This is a genomic window from Martelella alba (genome assembly GCF_005217455.1).
Lineage (GTDB): Bacteria > Pseudomonadota > Gammaproteobacteria > Enterobacterales > Enterobacteriaceae > Acerihabitans.
This window is the reverse complement of sequence record NZ_SZPQ01000059.1, coordinates 1-20,537: the sequence shown is the minus strand read 5'-3', so window position 1 is coordinate 20,537 and position 20,537 is coordinate 1. Positions and strand designations below refer to the sequence as shown.

Below are 20,537 nucleotides of genomic sequence, written 5' to 3'. Positions count from 1 at the left end.
CACCGAGGGAATACCGGAGCCGACGGATAACACTAACTTAGAGATAAAAGCTGTCTGAATATAACGGGTCAAGATCATCGCGCGTCGAGAATAGAACTTAACGAGCTCCGTTCGCTAAGTCGCCCAGTTATTCTTCATTGGTCATTTAATCATTTTGTAGTATTAGCTAAAATCACACATCGAGGTGTCATTATCCATGATCCCAGTATGGGTCGACGAAAAATTTCTTTGCGCGAATTGTCAGATAAATTCACCGGTATCATGATTGAAGCATGGCCCTCTGAAGCATTTGACAAAAAACCACTTGAAATGAATGTCAATGTGTCAGATCTTTTCTCCGGAATTAGGGGGGGACTGCGCATCATTTACGGCGTCCTGGCACTCTCTGTTTTAGTGGAACTGCTTTCTATTGCAGTGCCAGCTACTACAAAATTCACTATCGATACGCTAATTCGTTCATCTGATCTTGAAGGAATAATTTTTGTAGGGATAATAGTCATCTTTGCGCTACTGATGAAGTCCGCATTTTCGGTGGTTCGAACTTTGGTACTAATGAATCTTCGTTGTACGCTTGGTGTAAAGTGGGCTGAGATGTTTTTCAATCGACTCATCCGATTGACCCTACCCTTTTTCGAAAAGCGTCAGTAAGCCACAGCTGCAAGTAAAAGGGTATATCACAGTGCGCAATCTGTCGTATCGTCATTCTCAATCCGAACCTTATTTATTTGAAGATATAAACATCGATGTGCGACCTAAAGAAAGTATAGCTATTATTGGGCCATCGGGTTGCGGGAAGTCAACTTTTCTCCATATATTGGCTGGTTTATATGAACCCACCGATGGTAGTATTTTCATTAATGGGATGAATATGTGCAATCTCGGAAAACGAGATATTAGAGAGCATATCGCTTTTGTCATGCAAGATGACAAGTTACTGGCCGGAACTTTACAAAATAATATCACGAGTTTTTCAGATTCCCCAGATGTAAAGCGGATGGCAGAATGTGCAAGCTATGCGGCGATTGACGAAGAGATCCGCTCAATGCCAATGGGCTATGATTCAATGATCGGTGATATCAGCGGCACTCTATCAGGAGGGCAACTTCAGCGAGTTTCCATCGCTAGAGCCCTATACCGAAAACCGGATATCTTGCTGCTTGATGAGGCAACTAGTGACCTCGACGTTGAAAATGAAAAAAAATAATTCTCTCGATTAGTCGCTTATCAATAACACGGATTTTTGTTGCTCACCGGCCAGAGATGATTAAGTATGCCGACAGGGTATTCAACCTCCAATTAAATACTTGGACGGAGATAAAGTAAACGACCAGGCATTTCGCCTTGGTGATGATTTTTGTTAAAACATTCTTATTTCATCTATTTCAATTGACATGAAATCTTTAATGGAAGAAAGACATCCCTGCACCGAGCGACTGCGGCATATAGATACCTGGCAATGCAGCGGATTATCCAAACCACCAACCGGACTGAGCGGTGCCGATCATAGCACCAATACCCCGAGCTGAACGGCACGAGATGCAGAAAACGATTCATAAAACACGCGACAAGAACCACGTCCGCAGGATCACCGCCATGCTAATGCTCCACCGTGGTGACAATGTCAGTGATGTCGCCAGGACGCTCTGCTGCGCACGTTCATCGCTGGGGCGCTGGATTAATTGGTTCACGCTTTATGGTCTGGAAGGTCTAATATCATTGCCCCCAGGACCTACACGACGCTGGCCGTTTGAGCACATCTGCGCACTGTTGCGTCAGCTTGTTAAACACTCGCCGGAAGATTTCGGCTGTTAGCGCTCACGCTGGAGCACAGAGTTATTGGCAATTAAATTCAATGAGATAACAGGTTGTTGTTTACATGCATCAACGGTGAGGCGTTGGCTTCCCGCTGCCGGGCTGGTGTGGCGAAGGGCGGCGCCAAGTCTCCCAAAGCGAGCTTTTTTAAAATCTTGGCTCCTCTGACAGGGATCGCCTTAACCAGTAACTAGCTAATAAATAAGCTCTATTAGACAGTCAGCCCTGTTAAGACCACCAGAATGACCACCCTTCGGCGCATGGAAAAAGGTGATGTCCGGGTACCGATACACTTTTTCGCCCGGGCTTTGCATGTGTTCGGCGAGATACAGGTCTTGGCGGATATTTTGGACACGGCGTGTGATGACATTGGCCTGACAATGATGGATGAGAATCTCCCCAAACGGATACGCGCTAAATCATCCTCTTCGGGAGCGTTATGAAAGCGTTGACCTCGATCCGTTAGCAAATGCAAGTCTGTTTGGGCAAAGCAGGTATTGCAATCGGTACTCTTGTTTATGTCAAACAAGGTCGGCGCGAGAATACCGCTTTTGCCTATCGTGATGATTGACTCACCCATCCGGAACGATTCAATGTTTCCGCTGATCTGCATCTGGTCGCTGGATATCAGCCGCATAAGGCACTGTCAGCCCAGGATTCCGCCTTTCATAGCGCAATAGCCGATACTGCCCCCGACGCCTGGGGTCGGCGGGTTATCGCGCGCGATCATGCAAAACGCCGAAAAGATAATCACGGGATAGCACCACTGACCGAAATGGATTATCTGCTCGCGGTGGATGATTTCAGCCGGGTAGGGGCCCTGCGTCTGCGCGACCTGGATGGACGATATTATCGCACCGTGGAGGAGGGGCGACGTAATACGCCGCCGCTGGCTGAATTGAACCGTATTTATCAAGCCAGTCGCGCTGTTGAGCAAGGGCGGGAAAGTCTTCAGGATTTGCGCTATCTCCAGGGCAAAGGCACCTCTCTGGGCGGCATGCGGCGAAAAGCACGGTGATAGATGAGGATGGTTTCCTTGCGCTTGGAAAATTCCCGAGCGTAGGTGACACGCGAAGTGTGACCCGTGCTGAAGTGCTTGCCCTATGCCTTGCACAACAGGCCGGCATTAAGTCTGCCCCTGCGCGTATTGTTGAATTGGAGGGAATCCCGGTTGCGATCATTCGCCGATTTGATCGCGACGGCGCCGATGGCCGTATTCCCTATCAATCAGCCGCTACTGTACTCCAAGCTTCGCGGGAGGAAGAACGCAGCTATACCGAAATCGCCGATGCCATACGATCAATCGGACTTGCGCCGACTGTGTATTTGCAACAGTTATGGCGTAGATTGGTTTTTAACCTGCTGATCACCAATGTTGACGATCATTTGCAAAATCACGGTTTCCTGCATGTGCAAAACGGCCTCTGGCGATTGGCGCCGGCTTTCGACCTTAACCCCTTTCCTGACAAAGAGCGGGAATCCAAAACATGGTTGTCCGAAGAGGATGGGCCGATAACCGATCTGGGCATGTTGCTGGCGCGTAGTTCCTATTTTGCCCTAAGTCAGACCGCCGCTTTGGCTGTGTTGGCGGATGTTTATACCGCCGTGGCTCAGTGGCGCAAGATTGCTGTCAGCCCTACGGTGGGGCTTAGGGAAAGGCTCACAACGCCTTTTATTATCCTGTAATTATTAGACTAAATTTTGAGGCCTAGGATTAAGCCCCCAGTTTGGCCACGAAGGGGTTTATAGGGTTAAAATCCTGATATCCATCGCAGTTTATAATATTTAATGCAGTTGGCTAAGCCTTTAACTGGCGGTTGCCGCCGATGCTGAAGCCGAAAACGGCAGTGAGTTTGCCGGTAAAATGCTGTTTAAACGGGGGTTATTACATAATGTGGGCATCCAACGACGCGATCAAAGGCTAATCACTGCGATTCCGGACAGCACCACCACTGTACCGGCAATGCGGCGTGCCAGATGATTTTCACGAAACAGCCAGTACGACAGAAGAGAGCCGATAATAATGGATGTTTCCCTAAGAGGTGCGACGAGTGCCAGTGGCATGCTCTGCATGGCTGTCAGTACAAGGATGTAGGCAAGTGGAGAACATACGGCAATGATAAGGATTGGGACGATATCCACACGTACAGCAGTTGGAATCCGATACCGTCGTCGCATCGCGCCAGGGGTAAGAATCAGACTCTGTAGCAGGAGTGTGCTGGCGTAGTAGCTCACGGGATTCAAGTGCAGAGAGATTACCGAATAACCGTCCCAGAGGGTATAGCCAGCGATGGCGGTGCCTGTCGCTGCCCCCCATAGCATTCCTTGTAGTGGTCGGCTTCCGCTGCTGAACGGATTGCCGGTAACGATAAAAATACCTGCGATAACGAGAAGGGCGCCGAATAAGGAACTTGCTGAAAGCCGTTCACCCATGAGTAGGGTTGCAAACAGTATTGTCAGAATCGGTCCGCTCCCCCGGGCAATCGGATAAACAACACCAAGTTCGGCGCGATCGTAACCAGCCTGCAAGATTAGAGAATAAGCGATATGAAGCGCAGACGAGATAACTGCGCCGACTGCGAGTCGCCAGTCGAGCGCCTGTTGTCCCCCGACTATCAGAATGAGGCTGATCGGCACCCACAGCAATGCTGAGGCACAGCTGTAGACCCAGACGAACACAAGTGTGTCTTCCCTCTTGTATTTTGAGGCTATATTCCATACTGCATGAGCTACCGCAGCTGTAAGAATCATCGCCACCGCGCTGAACTGCATCAAGACATATCCGGCAAATCAATACCCGCCCGTTCAGCCCGGCGGCCTTGTTCTTTGTCTCGCAGAATGAGAGCTGCGACCAGCGTATCAATAACGACGAGCTGGGCCAGTCGACTCCCCGCAGCGGCCATCTGTGCCGGTAGTGGCACTCCGCCGACAACGAGCGAAACGTTGGCGAGTGTCGCCAGCGGGGTATCGTACTGGTTAGTTATTGCAATAAGCGATGCTCCGGCGGAGGATGCCGCATCAGCGATGGCGAGTGTGGATGATGTGCGCCCTGTTGAACTGACGACGATGATGACGTCGCCTGGACCGAGTAGGCGAGCGGCAATCATCGCTGATAAATAATCCTGGATACTGATGGTTATCACACCCGCCGTCCGCATACGAAAGACAGCATCAGCGGCAACCGTCGCAGAGGGACCAGCACCAAATGCAAATACCTGGCGTGCGCTCTGGATTAAATCGACCGCCTCATCAAGGGCGGAGATTTCGATAGCACCGCTAAGCGCAGTCAGTGCGTCTACGCCAGCACGAATTGATGTTTCCAGCACCGATGTCAGCGTCGCATCCGCTGTGAGAACTTCAGGCGGTGCAAAGAACCGGGCAGTACCACGAGCCCGGGCAATCTCTATCTTAAGTTCAGTGAACCCGGTAAACCCGATCGCTCGCGCAGCGCGTATTACTGTCGGCGGTGATACACCAGCACGGGTGGCAACCTGTGCTGTCGTGCTTGTACCGACAAACAAAGGATCGACAAGCAGGAGATCGACAACTTTCGCCTCGCTTGCCGCGAGGTCGCCGCTTCGGGCGTGAACGCTGCCAAGCCATTGCTGTAACCGTCGCTCGCCTTCTGAAATTCCATTACCATTCTCTTTATTCATGTGTAATATATTACATGTCCGTTGTGTAGGGTACAACCACCACGTAAGTAAATTCTGTTACAAGGAGTCCGCATTCATGACTACTGAAATCAATACTGTTGTCGCCGTTGTGGGTCCAGGCGCCATCGGCACCACAGTCGCGGCGGCGTTACACGAAGTCGGCCGCACACCGTTGCTGTGTGGACGTACTCCCCGCGATCACCTAACCCTGCAAGATGGCGACCGCTTTATCACCGTACCCGGTCCGATTCAGACGAATACGGCACAAATCGCTCGCACGGCTGATCTTGTTTTTCTGGCAGTCAAGTCCACACAAATCGACGCGGCAGCAGAATGGCTCAAGGCGTTGACCGGCCCGGAGACGGTTGTATGCGTGCTCCAGAACGGAGTCGAACAGTTGGATAGGCTCGCTACGTTCTCTCTGTACGGACAGATCGTTCCCGCTGTCGTGTGGTTTCCCGCACAGGCGCAGTCAGATGGCTCAGTTCGCTTGCGCGGCGACGCGCGCCTCAGCCTGCCAGACACGCCAGCTTCCCGCTTAGTGGCCAAAGCGCTACAAGGCACGCGGTGCTCCGTAGACCTGGCCGCGAACTTCAGCTCTCTGGCTTGGCGCAAACTATTGCAGAACGCAGTGGCTGGACTCATGGCGCTCACGCACCGCCGCTCGGGCATGTTCGGCCGCGCTGACATCGCCGGGCTTACGCTGACTTATTTACAGGAATGCCTGTCCGTGGCACGTGCAGAAGGCGCAGAACTCGGCGACGAAGTGCCGCAGGAGATCCTCGACAAGTTCCAGGCGGCTCCCCCGGACATGAGCACCTCCATCCTCACGGATCGAGAAGCTGGCCGACCGCTCGAATGGGATATCCGCAACGGCGTCATTGCGCGTCGCGGCCGGGTTCACGGCATTCCAACGCCTATCAGTGACATCCTGCTGCCGCTTCTTGCGGCCGCAAGCGACGGCCCGGGTTGATCCTAAAGCCGATGATCGCGCTATTACTTCTTTTCTTCCTTGCCCTCGGTGCCGGAGTGCTCAACGGTGTCGTCGGCACAGGCTCATCGCTAATGATGCAGGGTAGCTTCCGATATCCCTTCCTGTTGTGCAAGCGCGACAACGGTCATGTTGTAAGGCGAAAGTAACTTGGCCAAAATTGCAGCTTTACGTTCCGGTGAATAGCGTTTCAAAACAGACTCCGTCGCCCCCATAAAGATTTTCAGTTTGGGGTGTCAACTATCCTGCCAGAGGGGGCAAGATTCAGTTTAAAATCCATGGAGTAAGACGCATGAACCCTGCGGGAACGAAGAGAATCTGACATTGATAGAGTCCATTAACGTTTATAAGAGGACTCTATCATCGTCAATCACCGGAAATTCTAACAGACGGCACTGTGATGACGCTTACCCCCGCAGTTGCCGTTTTTTTCCCGGAGAGTGATAACCCAACGTACTGTGCGGGTGGTTTAAGTTGTAATGTGTGAACGCAGCAGCAAGATAAATATTTTTTTAGTGCGAAATATTTAAACCAGACTGGCAGTCGGGGCAGATGACACTTATTTCAATGTGATCGTTTTTTATGATATATCCTGATTTGCTTGTAATTTTGTTTAAAATATCTTTAAAAGTGCTGTCAGAAATTTTTTTCACAGAACCGCAATCGGAACAGACCAGATAGATACTCGTTTCCTCTTTAATACCTTGTTCTCTGACGATGAATTTGCTTTTACTTTCAATTTTAATAATGAGTCGGGTTTGTAGCAAAAAATCCAGAGAACGATAGATGGTCGCAGGCTGTGCCTGTGGGTTATGACGCTTCATCATATCCAGTATCTGGTAGGCACTAATGCCTTGATTCTTTGCCCTGTAAACGAAAAGATAAACAAGCTGCCGAAGAGGTGTAAAACGAAAGCATTGACCGCTTTGAATCGGCTCCAATTGATCCAGCATACTACGTTCCGATTCAGAAATACTAACCCCGGTATTGGCATGCAGAAAGTCTCTTGTCATTGTTTTTCCAGCCATCTTACTCACTTTCTCCCGTCATTCTGGCGTAACCCTCATCTCACCTGTTAGTAACCCCTGGCAGTGTTAAATCATTACAAGACTGGCATAGAAAGGCTAACATGATTATGTTACGATATAACATAACACAAAAACAATGTGAGGTGCTAATGTTTGACAGACTTGAAAAGGCCAATGCGGGGCAGTCTTTTCCTTTAGCTGAAATCATGGTGGCCATTCCCTGGAGTAAGACAGGACTTATCGCAGCGGTCGCCCAGCAATATAACACCGGGGAGGTACTGATGCTGGCCTGGATGAGCAGACAGGCTCTGCAAGAAACGATCGATACGGGGTTCGCGTGTTACTGGTCCAGGTCACGACAAACATTATGGCGTAAAGGCGCTACATCAGGATGCAGGCAGAAGATTCATGATATCCGACTTGACTGTGACGGTGACGCATTATTGCTGCTGGTTGATCAGACTGGAGGAGCCTGCCACACGGGGCGGCTTAGTTGTTTCTACAACGCTATCCGTGGGAAAGAGATTGTTGTGCTCGACAATCCACATAGTACCGCTTTAGCAAAGTAATATTTCGAGGAGAAGTGCAACGATGTCAGAAATAATTGAAACCTCAACAAAGGATAATCGCCTACCTGTCACTGTATTATCAGGTTTTCTGGGGGCTGGAAAAACGACCTTACTCAACCACATCCTGAACAATCGTGAAGGCAGACGTGTTGCCGTGATCGTCAATGACATGTCGGAAGTGAACATTGACGCCGCTCTGGTCAGAGAAGGGGGCGCTGAACTTTCACGTACCGATGAAAAACTGGTAGAAATGAGTAATGGGTGTATCTGCTGTACACTCCGTGAAGATCTCCTGCTTGAAGTTAATCGCCTGGCGAAAGAGGGTCGGTTTGATCAACTTGTTATTGAGTCTACTGGTATCTCTGAGCCCCTGCCCGTCGCTGAAACATTTACTTTTGCGGGTGATGATGGAGAAAGCCTTTCAACCGTCGCTCGCCTTGATACGATGGTCACCGTTGTTGATGCCTTCAATTTTCTGAATGATTATGGCTCGGGGGACAGTATTCAGTCACGTGGAGAATCTCTGGGTGAAGGCGATGAACGTAGTGTGGTTGACCTGTTAATCGACCAAATCGAATTCTGTGATGTACTGATTCTTAATAAGGTTGACCTGATAAGTGTAGAGCAAAAAGCACAGCTGATGGCTATTTTGCGCTCACTGAATCCGCGCGCAAAAATTGTTGTTTCACAGTTTGGTCAGGTTCCTCTCGATGATGTACTGAATACCGGATTATTCGATTTTGATAAAGCGGCCCAGGCACCGGGATGGCTTAAAGAACTGCGTGGCGAGCATACACCGGAAACTGAGGAATATGGGATCACCAGTTTTGTTTTTCGTGCCCGTCGTCCCTTCCATCCAACCCGCTTCTGGCAGGTGATGGAAAATGACTTGACGGGGGTTGTCAGATCCAAAGGTTACTTCTGGCTGGCAAGCCGTCCTGAATTTGCGGGGTCATGGTCTCAGGCGGGAGGTGTGGCAAGACAGGGACTGGGGGGCATGTGGTGGGCGAGTGTTCCGAAAGAGCGCTGGCCGGAGGACGAGGAATCCCTGAAATTTATCATGTCGAACTGGCTTGAGGGTATTGGTGATGCCCGACAGGAACTGGTATTTATCGGGATGAATATGGACGAGCCTGAGCTGCGTTCCAGGCTGAATGCGGCGCTGTTAACGGATAAAGAGATGGCTGAGGGACCGCAAAACTGGTGTCACTACCCTGATCCAATTGAACCCTGGTTTGATAATTAAATGAAAGATACCCGGTACTTGCCGGGTATCAAATGCTGTCATCCTTCCGAAAGTTCTTATTTTGCCTTTTTTAACCACTCATTAATACTGTCAAGATGAGGTTGGCCGTAGAGCGAGACAAAGCGTCGGGTCTCCAGGTTTTTAGGATCTTCAAGTACTGCGAGAAGATGGTAACGTTGCGGCGAACTCATCTTCACATAAATTTTCAGGCAATTAGCATTATTGGCATTCCTTCAACTCCTGTGGAGGGCACACAATGCTAAAAATACGATGGACTCTTGACCAGAAAAAACACCACTATTAGACGTCAACTAGTTTTGCCGACTGGCGCCAACTATGCTGGAGCCATGCCCGCAGACGGTTCGCGGAGTCATATAAGGCCAGCGGTGACCCGCGGGCAGAGTTCGTTCTGAAAGTGCTGGCCCGGATGTTCAGCCTGGAGGAGCGTATCCGCTCACGCTCACCGGAAAATAAGGTCCGGTGGCGACGGCGGTATATCAAACCCCTGCTGGATAAACTGCATGCCTGGCTGACAGAGCAACTGGACGCCTGCCCGAAAGGGTCTGCGCTGTATAAAGCGATAAATTATCCGCTAAAGGCCAGAACGTGGTCGTCACTGGTTCGCTTCCTGGAGGATGGCAGGGTTCCCATGGAGAATAACCGTGCCGAACGGGCCATAAGGCCGGTGGCGATGGGACGCGCCAGTTGGCTGTTCGCGGGGTCTCTGGCCGCCGGAGAAAGGGCCGCGCAAATCATGGGTCTGCTGGAAACCGCGAAAATGAACGGTCGGGAGCCGCATGCGTGGTTGACGGATGTGCTGAAACGTCTGCCCTCATGGCCGGAGGATCGGCTGGATGAGTTACTGCCGTTCCCGGCATACAGGTTCAGCGAATAACGGGCCGAACCGCCGAAAACCTGCCATCGGGTGTTGCGCGCCTGACACAGGGATCGCGGCAAAGCCATACGCCACGCGGCTTCAGCCAGAGTCAGTACCTGTATCACATCTCGCGATTACCGCAGTCAGTACTTCGGCACCTGTCGGCAACAGCCTGGTCAGTACTACAACGCCTGACACAATACCTGTTCTGAAACCTGAGACGATCGACTCGCCGAAATTAGCCAAAATCGTTCTGTCAATGCGAGTTCCCCGCGAACTTACACCGCAAGTGTTCAAAGCCGTTCTGTCAATGTGAGTTCCCCGCGACGTTACGATACCTCAATTGATCTTTATGGCGGAACTGACAGTATGTTCGGTTACATAATGTTATTGAATTTCAGGGGGGAGAAGACAGGATTTATTTTTGCAGACTGCGGTTACAATCCGGACAGATACCGTGGCTGGAAAGGGTGATTTCCCGATCGGTCATCCCCTGTACGGAAAGGTGAGATTTGACAATGTCAAGAGCTGCTTTCAATTCTGCATCCTGTTCAATGGGGATAACATGGTGACAATTGTCACATTCAAACAGCCCCACAGCTGTATGCTGCGTTAGAGAAAAACGCTGAATTCTTGTTGAATCAGTATATCGCTGCACAATGCCTACCTGCATCAGACGCTCCAGTATCCGGTAGAGCGTAACCCGATCCGGAGCCGTTTCGCCTAATTGTCGGGTGAGATCATCGTGACTCAACGCCTGCGTTGAGGTTTCAAAACATCGAAGCGTAGCGATGGTGGACGGCGTGGAGCGCAGACCATATGAATGCAGCGTTTGTTTCCAGTCATAACCGTTTGCCAAAGGTTTTGTCATCTTGGCCCTCCCTCCCATACTTAGGTTTGCATTCTGGCAAAAATTCGCTACTATTGCAACTCAATTGCGTTAAAAATCATCTTGCATAAGCTGAATCAGTTTGAAAAACATCCCTGTCATTATTCTCAATGGTTTTCTGGGGGCGGGAAAGACCACGCTCCTTAAAAGTCTGCTTGTGCAGGCACATAAAAAACAAATGTCAGTCTCTGTCATTGTCAACGATATGAGCGAACTGGATGTTGATGGGGTATTGGTTTCCAGCACTGAGATTGTCAATTCAGCAGACAACAATTTTGTGAGCATCACGGCAGACAGTATCAGCAGTGAGAGCGGTATCGAAAAGCTGCATAACGCGTTAAATCATCTGCTGGAGCATGGCCTGCCGAAGCTTATTTTTATTGAAACATCCGGGAGTAGCCATCCTCTCCCCCTGGTTAAGTATTTACGTGATCACAGACGGGTATATCTGAAAGCATTTTTATCACTTGTCGATACAGTCATGCTCAACGATGACTACAATGGGGGGAGAAATCTGATCCCGCTTTTTCAGGAGCATCTTCGCAATGGTCAGAGGGGCGTTGAAAATTTGCTGGCAGAACAAATCATGTTCTGTAATGCCTTGTTGCTCACCAAAAATGATCGGTTGCCATTTGATGTTGTTGCTGATGTGGCAAAGGCCGTCCACCCGCTAAATCCATACGTCACTGTCACAGCGGTACCCTGGGGCAATCTTCAACTGGATGAACTGCTTGCAATGCCGGATTATGATTTTCACCGCGTGGCGCTGCTCATTGATGAACTGCAGGAGGTCATCATGAGGGAGCAGACAGATACCCCCACCGGAAATAACAAAATTGTATGGCGTGTCGTGGAAGATGACAGGCCCTTTCATCCCCAGCGGCTATGGGAAACTTACCATCGTTTTATGGGCATGGGGGTTTATCGCAGCAAAGGTTTTTTCTGGCTACCGGGAAGAGACGACCTTGCACTGCTCTGGAATCAGGCTGCCGGGAGTATCACACTGGAATTTATCAGCTACTGGAAAGCAGGCGTACTGGAACACGCTGATAATAAATTGACCCGGGAGGAACGTTCGGCATTACGACAACAGGTGGTGAAAGCGTCCGGGCGGTTTGGCGATCGGCACTGCCGGTTGACCGTTATTGGTGATGCCGGTGAAATTGATGATTTTCTTCTCGCTTTGCAGCATTGTTTTCTGACGGATGACGAAATTACTGAGTGGCAGAATGGAGCGAGTTTCCCGGATCCATGGCCTCAGAAGGTTTCCCGGCTGGCCTGATACAGGATTTTGCGCCACCATTATAGTTATGTTATAACATAGCAATTATTTTATATCAGGTTTAACCCAATGACTAAACCAACAACCGCTGAAAAACTGCAGATTCTGGCTATGTCAGCCGGTGATTATATGAATCCTGAGCAACGGGATTTTTTCCGACGCCTTATTCGGCATGAAAGGCGAGAGATACTTGATCATATAGAACAAATGAAAATGCAATTGCTGGAGCAACCAGATACGGGAGATGAAGGCGATATCGCTATCCGTGAAGAACAACTGCGCCTGATTTTCAGGCAAATAGATCGTGAAAGCCGTCTGTTACCAAAATACAACGCAGCCCTGTTACGCCTGGAAAAAGGGGAATATGGCTTCTGCAGAGAAACGGGAGAGCCCATTGGACTGCAGCGTCTGCTGCTGAGACCAACGGCAGAATTGAGCATTGAAGCCAAAACCAAAGAAGAAAAGGTTGAAGTTCAGTATCGTAAAAAATAACCCCTATGTCCGTGATTCAGGCGCGTGTTGCAGCAGTAAGTCAACTCCAATATTCAGACAGGCGTATTCAGAAATGACAGTTAGAAAAACCCTATGCCCGGCTATGTTGCCGGATATTCAGTCGACAAAAGCCGACGCTGACGCGGAGTCCCTGTCCTGGGTGGGGATGGAGCAAATCGATCTGCCGGTGGAAATTGCGGGCAGACCGGTTTCAGCCAGGGTCAATGCCGGTATCAACCTACTGAGTTCGATGGATGCGGAAAAAGGTATCCACATGTCACGTCTTTACCTGCTACTCGATGAACTGACTCAGCATGAAATTACACCTGTGTTACTCGGTACAGTTTTAGAGGGATTCCTGAAATCACATCGGGGGCGAAGTGATGAGGCCAGTATTACTATTACCGGAGAACTGTTACTGTCTAGAAAGTCGTTAAATTCAAATTATTTTGGCTGGAAAGCCTATCCGATCCATCTGCGAGCCGAATTAAAGAAGGGACTTACCGTCACACTGAAAGCAGGGATCCCCTATTCGTCCACGTGCCCGGCATCTGCGGCACTGAGTCGACATGTCGCGGCTTTACAATTCAGGAATGACTTCGGCAACTGTATCGACAGACTTCCTGTTGAAGAGGTCGCAGAGTGGTTAACAAATAAAGGCATGCCAGCAACCCCTCACAGTCAGCGGAGCTGGGCATGGGTCACCGTTTTATTGCATCCGGATGCTGATTCGTTCCCTGTTCACGACGTAATCGATTATGCCGAAATTGCGCTGGGAACGGCGGTTCAGACCGTGGTAAAGCGGAGTGATGAACAGGCGTTTGCTGTTGCTAATGGTCAAAACCTTATGTTCTGTGAAGATGCTGCTCGCCGGTTATCTAAGGCATTTCATGCCGCACCGTTCTGTGAAGACTTTGAAATTCACGTTGAGCATCAGGAAAGCTTACACGCACACAATGCTGTTGCCCGTATTTACCGGAAAGGAACCAGAAATGTTACGTAAAAATCCATCAGGTCATACACCGCAGGTTTCAACGAAAGCTTATATCGACCCCACCGCAGTCATTTGTGGTCGCGTCATCATTCATGACTATGTATATGTCGGGCCCTATGCGGTTATTCGTGCGGATGAATTAAATGCAGAGGGTGATATGGAGCCCATTATTATTCACTCACATTCTAATATTCAGGATGGGGTTGTCATTCACTCCAAAAGTGGTGCGCCTGTGACGATAGGGAGTGGCACGTCCATTGCACACCGGGCAATTGTACACGGTCCCTGCCAGGTTGATGAACGTGTATTTATTGGGTTTAACAGCGTGCTTTTCAACTGCCATATCCAGACGGGCTGTGTTATACGATACAATGCAGTAGTGGATGGTGTCACGTTACCAGAAAAAACCTATATCCCCTCTACGGAACGGGTGGGGCCGGATTCCGACCTCAAAAAATATCGTGCTGTCGATCCGGCATCACTGCAGTTTTCAGAAGAAGTTGCGAGCACAAATGTCAAATTAGTCGAAGGATATCAGTTATTACGTAACGAATTTTGAGTTTTTGGGCTGACTCTTTTTTGGAAACTGTAAGACAGACGCAGGCATTTTTTTAAAATGCCTGGTACACTACGCCCCAACTGATGTTTTTATCAGAAGCACTATTTTTAACCTGAACTGGATAAATAGTGAAATTATTCGCTAATAATCTTACCGTAGTCGATTGCAGTATCCCTAATCCAGAAACCAGAATGGTGGGGGACAGTTTTATTGTGGACGTCATCTGCCTGAGTTGCCCACTGAAATTAAAGGAATAAAAGTTAAATTACGTCGTGAAGCAATAACCGGTGAGTTTTATCAATATTCGCACGGGCTGAAAAAACACAGTGGCAATTGCCAGCAAATCGCACACGGACATCGGTCAGCGATGTATATTTATGTCGACGGACAACGTAATCAACACTGGGAAACCAACTGGGAAAAAGATGGAACAACTGCTATATGGTCACGGAAGATATCTCTCCCGTCGAGCACCTCTCGCCCCGGGCAAGGGCATACTCATCAGGGACTGATTGTGTCTTCTTATCGGGGCACACAGGGCTATTTTGAAGCGATGACCCTTAAAAAGGGGACACAGACATACTCCCGCGCGATACGATGGTTGAATCACTCGCATAATTTATTAAAAGCACAATGCATTCGTTTTTAGCTGATGCCGCCATTGAGGTTCATGCTTTCGAAGGCGTAGGTAAGGGGGCAATTGCCTGACGTCCCGGACACGTAAAACAACTTTTCCTGTTGCACTTGCTCCTCAGGGACCTGGCAAGAAAACGGGTTCAGTCACATCGAAGCCATATTGATTACGCCACGGGGTTGCGTTAGGATACTCTTCTAACGCAACTGTGTTGCATTATTGTGGATGTGGTCGGGATAATACTATGTCAGAAGTGCTTTTATCAGAAAGCGAGGGGATCTTCTTTATTTTGCCTGATGGTTCACAACGGATTGTCAGCAAGGGGACATCGTTACATACCGTTGCAGAGTCAATAGGTTCTTCTGTCGCCAAGAATGCCGTGTACGCTGAGATTGACGACAGACCGGCAAATCTTGACGAAACTGTTCAGCAAGGTGGGCATCTCAATATCATTACGCTCTTTGATGAAGAGGCTCTTATACCAGTACGCCGCAGTTGTCTCCTGCTGCTGGGCCTGACCGTTAAACAGTTATATCCAACGGTGCGTCTTGTCGGCGGTCAGATGACGGACAACGGTTTCCACTATGATTTTGCTTCTGACGTTCCGTTTACGACTGATGATCTCTCTCTGATTGAGGAGCGGATGGCTCAGTTGATTGCCGAAAATCCTTCTTTGCTCAAAGAGCAGGTAACACAAGACCAGGCAAAAGAATATTTTCTGAGCGCCGGAGAGGACTTTAAGTCCCTGCAGGTTGAAAATTTTCCGGTAAATAACACGTTAAAAATTTGTCACATCCAGGATTACGTGGACATTATCGATGGCCCCGTAGTACCGGATACCCGTTTTCTGAAATATTTCAGATTACTTAAGGTATCGGGTGCTTACTGGCAAGGGGATGCAGGAAATGTGCAGTTACAGCGGATCTCCGGTACAGCCTGGGCCAGCAAGAAACAGCTTAACGACTGGCTTGAAAGAACCGCTGAAGCGGAGAAACGCGATCACCGTAAACTGGGACGTGAGCTGGATCTGTTTCACTTTCAGGACAATGCGCCGGGCGCAGTGTTCTGGCATCCTCGAGGGTGGACGATCTTTCAGGCCCTGATTGCGTACATGCGTAAGCGGCATGATGCGGCTGGTTATGCCGAAGTGAATACCCCTGATGTTATGGATCGGAGTTTGTGGGAAATATCAGGGCACTGGGATAATTATCGTGACCACATGTTTACTACGCTGACCGAAGACGGCCGCAGTTTCGCTCTCAAACCCATGAACTGTCCAGGGGCTGTGTCCCTGTTTAAACATGGGATCAAAAGCTATCGTGATTTGCCTGTTCGCCAGTCTGAGTTTGGAAAAGTACACCGATATGAGCCCTCCGGCTCACTGCATGGATTGTTGCGGGTTCGCCATTTTACCCAGGATGATGCCCACATTTTTTGTACACAGCAGCAGGTTGAATCAGAATGTATAAATATACTCAAACTGGTGCTCGATATTTATAAGCAGTTTGGTTTTGAAAATATCCTCATAAAACTGTCTACTCGTCCAGAAAAACGGATAGGCAGTGATGCCGACTGGGATCGTCTGGAAAATGCACTCTCAGCCTCCCTGGAAGCACAGGGACTGCAATGGTCTGTTAACCCCGGAGAGGGGGCATTTTACGGTCCGAAAATTGAGTTTGTGCTCCGTGATGCCATTGGGCGTGACTGGCAGTGCGGGACACTACAGGTAGATATGAACCTGCCCGAACGTTTTGATATCAGTTATATTGCGGAGGACGGTGTGACGAGGCGTCCCGTGATGCTGCACCGCGCACTGTTTGGTTCGCTTGAACGCTTCACCGGTATTTTACTTGAACATTATGCAGGAAAATTACCTGCCTGGCTCTCGCCTGTCCAGGCTGTCGTTATGACCATCACAGATAAACAACATACTTATGCACAGCAGGTGATGAATATCCTTCGCCAGAAGGGCTTACGATGTGAAGCTGATCTGCGTAATGAAAAAATTGGATATAAAATCCGTGAGCAGACGTTAGCCCGTATCCCGTTCCTCCTTATCATAGGTGATGCGGAGGAAAGCGAAGGTCGTGTCACTGTGCGCGATCGTACAGGGAAATGCATGGGAACGTTGTTGCTGGATGAAGCGGCAGACAGTATCGAGCTTTGTTGCCGTCCTCCGGAGGTGGAGGTTGACTGATAAAAACGGATCAGATCAAGAGCGTCGTGAAAAAGGCCAGCATGTCTGGCCTGTTCATGCAGATAATACACAGAGCAATGATTTAGCCTGTTTCAGATCCGCGTTCACCGGGCAGGTCAAACGGTGGGGGCTTTATGAAATTGTTCTGGGCAATTCTGATGAAGGCAACATTTTGTTGTACCAGTCCGCGAATCAGGATGCGGATGTGCCGCACATATTGATAGCGGCTGGGTTTCACGGGGAAGAGCCCGCAGGATGCTGGGGTGTGCTGAACTTTTTGCGCCGGGGTTCCCCCGCTCTTCTTGACAATATTGCGGTGAGCTTTCTGCCTGCAGTCAATCTGAGTGGCTTATCCCGTGGTCAACGTTTAAATAAATGGGGCGAAAATCCCAACCGGGGATTCACGGGCGATGCGTCAGAAAGACCCTCGCGAGAAGGGGAATGCCTTATCCGGCATGCAGAATTATTAAAAAATGCCTCCACTCATGGCGTACTTTGTTGCCATGAAGACATTTTACGTGATCGGGCCTACGTTTACTCCTTCGAGCGTGGCTACCGTCCCGGGCCATTCAGTGATGCGTTGCATGATGCGCTCAGTCATTTTTTCCCTCTTGCAGAGAGAGAGCAGATTGATGGCGTTGAATGTAAAGAAGGTATCATCTTTAATCATTTGGATAGTTCATTTGAATCGTGGTTATTCTCGCTGGGCGCGGATGTGGCTGCCTGTACTGAAACACCGGGCCTGCGGCCGTTCGGAGAACGCACAGCCGCAAACTGTTTTGTCATCAATGCTTTTGTCTCATCCCTACTTGAGCGTAATTGCACCGGGGCCGGAATGTCATGAAAACCTTATTATTAATCAATACTTTAATTATTAATGAGGATATTCGACGCCAGGTTGACATTCTGATAGATAAGGGGCGGATCCAAAAAATAGCCTCACAGATTACCTCGCAACCCGGGTGGCAGGTTATTGATGTGAGGGGTAAGTGGGTCATTCCGGGAATGATTGACGACCAAGTTCATTTTCGAGAGCCTGGTTTGACACATAAGGGCACGATAGCCAGTGAATCAAGGGCTGCGGTCATGGGGGGCATTACCAGTTTTATGGAAATGCCCAACGTTGTACCGCCGACCACAACACGGCAGGCTCTGAGAGATAAATTCCGGCGTGCTTCACAAGCTTCTCTGGCAAATTTCAGTTTCTACTTCGGAGCCACCAACGATAACCTTGACGAACTAAAGGCACTTACGCCTTCGCAGGCCTGTGGCGTGAAGGTATTTATGGGCGCTTCTACCGGCAATATGCTGGTAGACGATGAACAGGTCCTGGAAGGTATCTTCCGTAATGCGCCGTGCCTGGTGGCAACTCATTGTGAGCATACTCCGACAATTCAGCACAACGAGGCTATCTGGCGTGCTCGCTTTGGCGACGCAATTCCGCCCGCCGAACATGCAGCTATTCGTTCGGTCGATGCCTGTCTGCTTTCATCCCGCCAGGCTGTTTCTCTGGCGAAAAAACATCGTACCCGGTTACATGTTTTGCATATTACGACTGCAGATGAACTTGCCCTTTTTGATGCTGCTCCGACTCTGTCGGCTCTGCGTCAGAAAACCATCACTGCGGAAGCCTGTATCCATCACCTGTTTTTTCATCAGGCCGATTATGAAACGCTGGGCTATAAGCTCAAATGCAACCCATCGGTGAAATCGGCACACCACCAGCAAGCGCTCTGGAAAGCGGTCAATAATGGCGTCATTGATATCATCGCAACAGATCACGCCCCACATTTGCTGGATGAGAAACAGAGTGGCTATTTTTCAGCACCTTCCGGTTTACCACTGGTACAGCATGCCCTTCCTGCCTTGTTAGATATGAGCAGCAGGGGCATTTTTACACCGGAAATCGTGGTCAGAAAAACCAGCCACGCAGTGGCCGATCGTTTTCAAATAACAGATCGCGGTTATATCCGGGAAGGGTACTGGGCAGACCTGGTTGTCATCGACCCGCTCATCGTCCAGCAGATTCATCGCAGGGATGTGGCTTACCAGTGTGCATGGTCTCCCTTTGAAGGCCGGGCACTGACGGGGGGCGCAATCGTTATGACCTTGGTCAATGGGCATGTTATCTGGGATGGGCATACCGTCACTCCGCAATATGGTTTGCCTCTGGAATTCTGCCGTGCATAATCGCATCTGAATCGATCACCGATTCGCATCACCATCGATCATTATTTCGCATCGCAGTCGATCACTGACTTTCGGCATATTGTCTGAGCTTCCCTGTGTCCGACTCATTGGGTACTGGTTTCCACGGCCACCGCGAGAGTTTTACTATGCTCCACGCACTTCTCCATAAAGCGCGGGATATCTCTTGCGTTATACAAGGTCAGTAATTCCTCATCATGTGACTGCGTTTTTTCTGTATCTGCCATCCCCTTATAAAACTCGGGGTTGATATAGTACTGATGCGAGGTTTGAATCAGTGAGGGTTTACGCAGCGAGGATAGACACCGTGTCACGCCCGCAGGTCGGGGGTCCGCGAGTAATTTTAGCGCCAGGGAGCGCAGGTCATCGGGGTTTTGTGAGGAGAGCCACGAGTCGATATCCATGCATGGATTTATCAAAAAGGATATTATTATCATTTAAAATCAATATATTAATTCACTTTTATCTTTATTTCCATTGCGTTAAATCCAGGCCGTCAACGCGTTTCCAGTCGATACCTTTCATCAGCCAGTCGAACTACGCCGGCGAGAGCACCCAGGCGATATCACCCTGTTTCGGCCAGATAAAATGGCCCTGGTGAAGGCGACGAAGACACAACCAGACGCCATGCCTGTCCCAGCGCAACACTTTCAACCGGGAATGCGACTTGTTGCAAAACACAAAGGCGGCGCCTTGCTGCCAGGGCTGGTGCAAATTATCGGTGATATATTGCGTCAACGCATCGATGCCACGGCGCATATCCACCGGCTCACGCGTCAGCCAAATATGTTGTGGTGTTAACACAGTGATAACGCCTGCATCACGCTCCTCAGTTGGGTGGGAAGGCAACTGACCGAACAGCCGTTGGGGAGATTGAGTGTCACCCTCTCGGAACGATTAACGTCAACGGAAATACACCGGGCCGGAATAAACGGGGATGCGGCAGGCGCGGCATCGGTATTATTATTGACGTTTTTCAGCCAATGATAAAAATTACTGAGAGTAATACCCTGCTGTTGACAATAATGAACCGCCCCGGTTTTCCGGGAGAGTGTTTTGTCTGTGAACTCAGGCTGCCAGATCACCGTTTCCGATGGAAGCGT

Annotated in this window: 21 protein-coding genes and 3 pseudogenes; 16 read left to right on the top strand and 8 right to left on the bottom strand. The window is 49.6% G+C overall.

What is annotated here, in order from left to right; genetic code table 11:
- The first annotated feature begins 54 nt into the window (after positions 1-54).
- From FCN80_RS23735 to FCN80_RS27045, 5 genes and pseudogenes are all read left to right on the top strand, one after another.
- Complete coding sequence (locus FCN80_RS23735; RefSeq protein WP_170975510.1) at positions 55-648, top strand: cysteine peptidase family C39 domain-containing protein; 594 nt, start codon at positions 55-57, stop codon at positions 646-648.
- Positions 649-679: 31 nt separating this feature from the next.
- Positions 680-1,204, top strand: coding sequence for an ATP-binding cassette domain-containing protein (locus FCN80_RS23730; protein WP_170975509.1), 525 nt, complete (start codon positions 680-682; stop codon positions 1,202-1,204).
- 290 nt (positions 1,205-1,494) lie between these two features.
- Positions 1,495-1,944: pseudogene (locus FCN80_RS23725) on the top strand (helix-turn-helix domain-containing protein); the annotation flags it as partial.
- A gap of 643 nt (positions 1,945-2,587) precedes the next feature.
- The gene (locus tag FCN80_RS27050; protein WP_230492901.1) at positions 2,588-2,830 is read left to right on the top strand and encodes a hypothetical protein; all 243 of its coding nucleotides are present in this window, start codon (positions 2,588-2,590) and stop codon (positions 2,828-2,830) included.
- The gene (locus FCN80_RS27045; protein ID WP_230492900.1) at positions 2,827-3,498 is read left to right on the top strand and encodes a type II toxin-antitoxin system HipA family toxin; all 672 of its coding nucleotides are present in this window, start codon (positions 2,827-2,829) and stop codon (positions 3,496-3,498) included. Before FCN80_RS27050 ends, FCN80_RS27045 begins: the two co-directional genes overlap by 4 nt.
- Before the next feature lie 228 nt (positions 3,499-3,726).
- Here FCN80_RS27045 and FCN80_RS23710 read toward each other — a convergent pair whose 3' ends face one another.
- Together FCN80_RS23710 and FCN80_RS23705 are read right to left on the bottom strand one after the other, a co-directional pair.
- Positions 3,727-4,584 carry a DMT family transporter gene (locus FCN80_RS23710; protein WP_136992798.1) on the bottom strand — a complete coding sequence of 286 codons (858 nt, stop codon included), beginning with the start codon at positions 4,582-4,584 and terminating at the stop codon, positions 3,727-3,729.
- A complete protein-coding gene (locus tag FCN80_RS23705) occupies positions 4,584-5,468 on the bottom strand; it encodes a MurR/RpiR family transcriptional regulator (protein WP_136992793.1) in 885 nt (294 codons plus the stop codon). The genes FCN80_RS23710 and FCN80_RS23705 overlap by 1 nt, the downstream gene beginning before the upstream one ends.
- A gap of 76 nt (positions 5,469-5,544) precedes the next feature.
- On the opposite strand from FCN80_RS23705, the gene FCN80_RS23700 reads away from it, so the two are divergent.
- Complete coding sequence (locus FCN80_RS23700) at positions 5,545-6,441, top strand: oxidoreductase (RefSeq protein ID WP_136992792.1); 897 nt, start codon at positions 5,545-5,547, stop codon at positions 6,439-6,441.
- A gap of 95 nt (positions 6,442-6,536) precedes the next feature.
- On the opposite strand, the pseudogene FCN80_RS27680 reads toward FCN80_RS23700, so the two are convergent.
- A pseudogene (locus FCN80_RS27680) lies at positions 6,537-6,653 on the bottom strand (transposase); the annotation flags it as partial.
- Between the two features lie 318 nt (positions 6,654-6,971).
- Complete coding sequence (locus FCN80_RS23690) at positions 6,972-7,487, bottom strand: Fur family transcriptional regulator (RefSeq protein ID WP_136992791.1); 516 nt, start codon at positions 7,485-7,487, stop codon at positions 6,972-6,974.
- Between the two features lie 149 nt (positions 7,488-7,636).
- Between FCN80_RS23690 and hisI the strand changes: the two genes are divergently transcribed.
- The 3 genes and pseudogenes from hisI to FCN80_RS23675 all read left to right on the top strand — a co-directional run.
- Positions 7,637-8,056, top strand: a complete 420-nt coding sequence (gene hisI, locus FCN80_RS23685) for a phosphoribosyl-AMP cyclohydrolase (protein ID WP_136992790.1) — start codon at positions 7,637-7,639, stop codon at positions 8,054-8,056.
- A 22-nt stretch (positions 8,057-8,078) separates the two neighbouring features.
- On the top strand, positions 8,079-9,302 hold the full coding sequence (zigA, locus tag FCN80_RS23680) for a zinc metallochaperone GTPase ZigA (protein ID WP_136992789.1): 1,224 nt from the start codon (positions 8,079-8,081) through the stop codon (positions 9,300-9,302).
- A gap of 337 nt (positions 9,303-9,639) precedes the next feature.
- Positions 9,640-10,197 (top strand): annotated as a pseudogene (locus FCN80_RS23675) (IS66 family transposase); the annotation flags it as partial.
- A gap of 400 nt (positions 10,198-10,597) precedes the next feature.
- On the opposite strand, the gene FCN80_RS23670 reads toward FCN80_RS23675, so the two are convergent.
- The gene (locus FCN80_RS23670; RefSeq protein WP_136992788.1) at positions 10,598-11,050 is read right to left on the bottom strand and encodes a Fur family transcriptional regulator; all 453 of its coding nucleotides are present in this window, start codon (positions 11,048-11,050) and stop codon (positions 10,598-10,600) included.
- Positions 11,051-11,150: 100 nt separating this feature from the next.
- Here FCN80_RS23670 and FCN80_RS23665 point away from each other — a divergent pair, with 100 nt between their 5' ends.
- The 7 genes from FCN80_RS23665 (at position 11,151) to FCN80_RS23635 (ending at position 19,416) form a co-directional block, all read left to right on the top strand.
- Positions 11,151-12,350: a CobW family GTP-binding protein gene (locus FCN80_RS23665; RefSeq protein WP_136992787.1), complete on the top strand. Its 1,200-nt coding sequence runs from the start codon at positions 11,151-11,153 to the stop codon at positions 12,348-12,350.
- A gap of 69 nt (positions 12,351-12,419) precedes the next feature.
- A complete protein-coding gene (gene dksA, locus FCN80_RS23660; RefSeq protein ID WP_136992786.1) occupies positions 12,420-12,842 on the top strand; it encodes an RNA polymerase-binding protein DksA in 423 nt (140 codons plus the stop codon).
- A 73-nt stretch (positions 12,843-12,915) separates the two neighbouring features.
- A complete protein-coding gene (folE2, locus tag FCN80_RS23655) occupies positions 12,916-13,845 on the top strand; it encodes a GTP cyclohydrolase FolE2 (protein ID WP_230492899.1) in 930 nt (309 codons plus the stop codon).
- Complete coding sequence (locus FCN80_RS23650) at positions 13,835-14,395, top strand: LbetaH domain-containing protein (RefSeq protein WP_136992785.1); 561 nt, start codon at positions 13,835-13,837, stop codon at positions 14,393-14,395. The genes folE2 and FCN80_RS23650 overlap by 11 nt, the downstream gene beginning before the upstream one ends.
- Positions 14,396-15,273: 878 nt before the next feature.
- Positions 15,274-17,226: a threonine--tRNA ligase gene (gene thrS, locus FCN80_RS23645; RefSeq protein ID WP_136992784.1), complete on the top strand. Its 1,953-nt coding sequence runs from the start codon at positions 15,274-15,276 to the stop codon at positions 17,224-17,226.
- On the top strand, positions 17,219-18,070 hold the full coding sequence (locus tag FCN80_RS23640; protein ID WP_230492898.1) for a M14 family metallopeptidase: 852 nt from the start codon (positions 17,219-17,221) through the stop codon (positions 18,068-18,070). Before thrS ends, FCN80_RS23640 begins: the two co-directional genes overlap by 8 nt.
- A complete protein-coding gene (locus tag FCN80_RS23635) occupies positions 18,067-19,416 on the top strand; it encodes a dihydroorotase (protein ID WP_136992782.1) in 1,350 nt (449 codons plus the stop codon). The genes FCN80_RS23640 and FCN80_RS23635 overlap by 4 nt, the downstream gene beginning before the upstream one ends.
- A 104-nt stretch (positions 19,417-19,520) precedes the next feature.
- On the opposite strand, the gene FCN80_RS23630 is transcribed toward FCN80_RS23635, so the two are convergent.
- From FCN80_RS23630 to tnpA, 3 genes are all read right to left on the bottom strand, one after another.
- The gene (locus tag FCN80_RS23630) at positions 19,521-19,838 is read right to left on the bottom strand and encodes a hypothetical protein (RefSeq protein ID WP_196239162.1); all 318 of its coding nucleotides are present in this window, start codon (positions 19,836-19,838) and stop codon (positions 19,521-19,523) included.
- A 133-nt stretch (positions 19,839-19,971) separates the two neighbouring features.
- Positions 19,972-20,238 (bottom strand): IS66 family insertion sequence element accessory protein TnpB, encoded by a 267-nt coding sequence (gene tnpB / locus FCN80_RS23625; RefSeq protein ID WP_230492897.1) that lies wholly within the window; start codon positions 20,236-20,238, stop codon positions 19,972-19,974.
- Positions 20,232-20,537, bottom strand: a 306-nt coding sequence (gene tnpA / locus FCN80_RS27035; protein WP_230492896.1) for an IS66 family insertion sequence element accessory protein TnpA, incomplete at its 5' end; no start/stop codon positions are given. The genes tnpB and tnpA, both read right to left, overlap by 7 nt.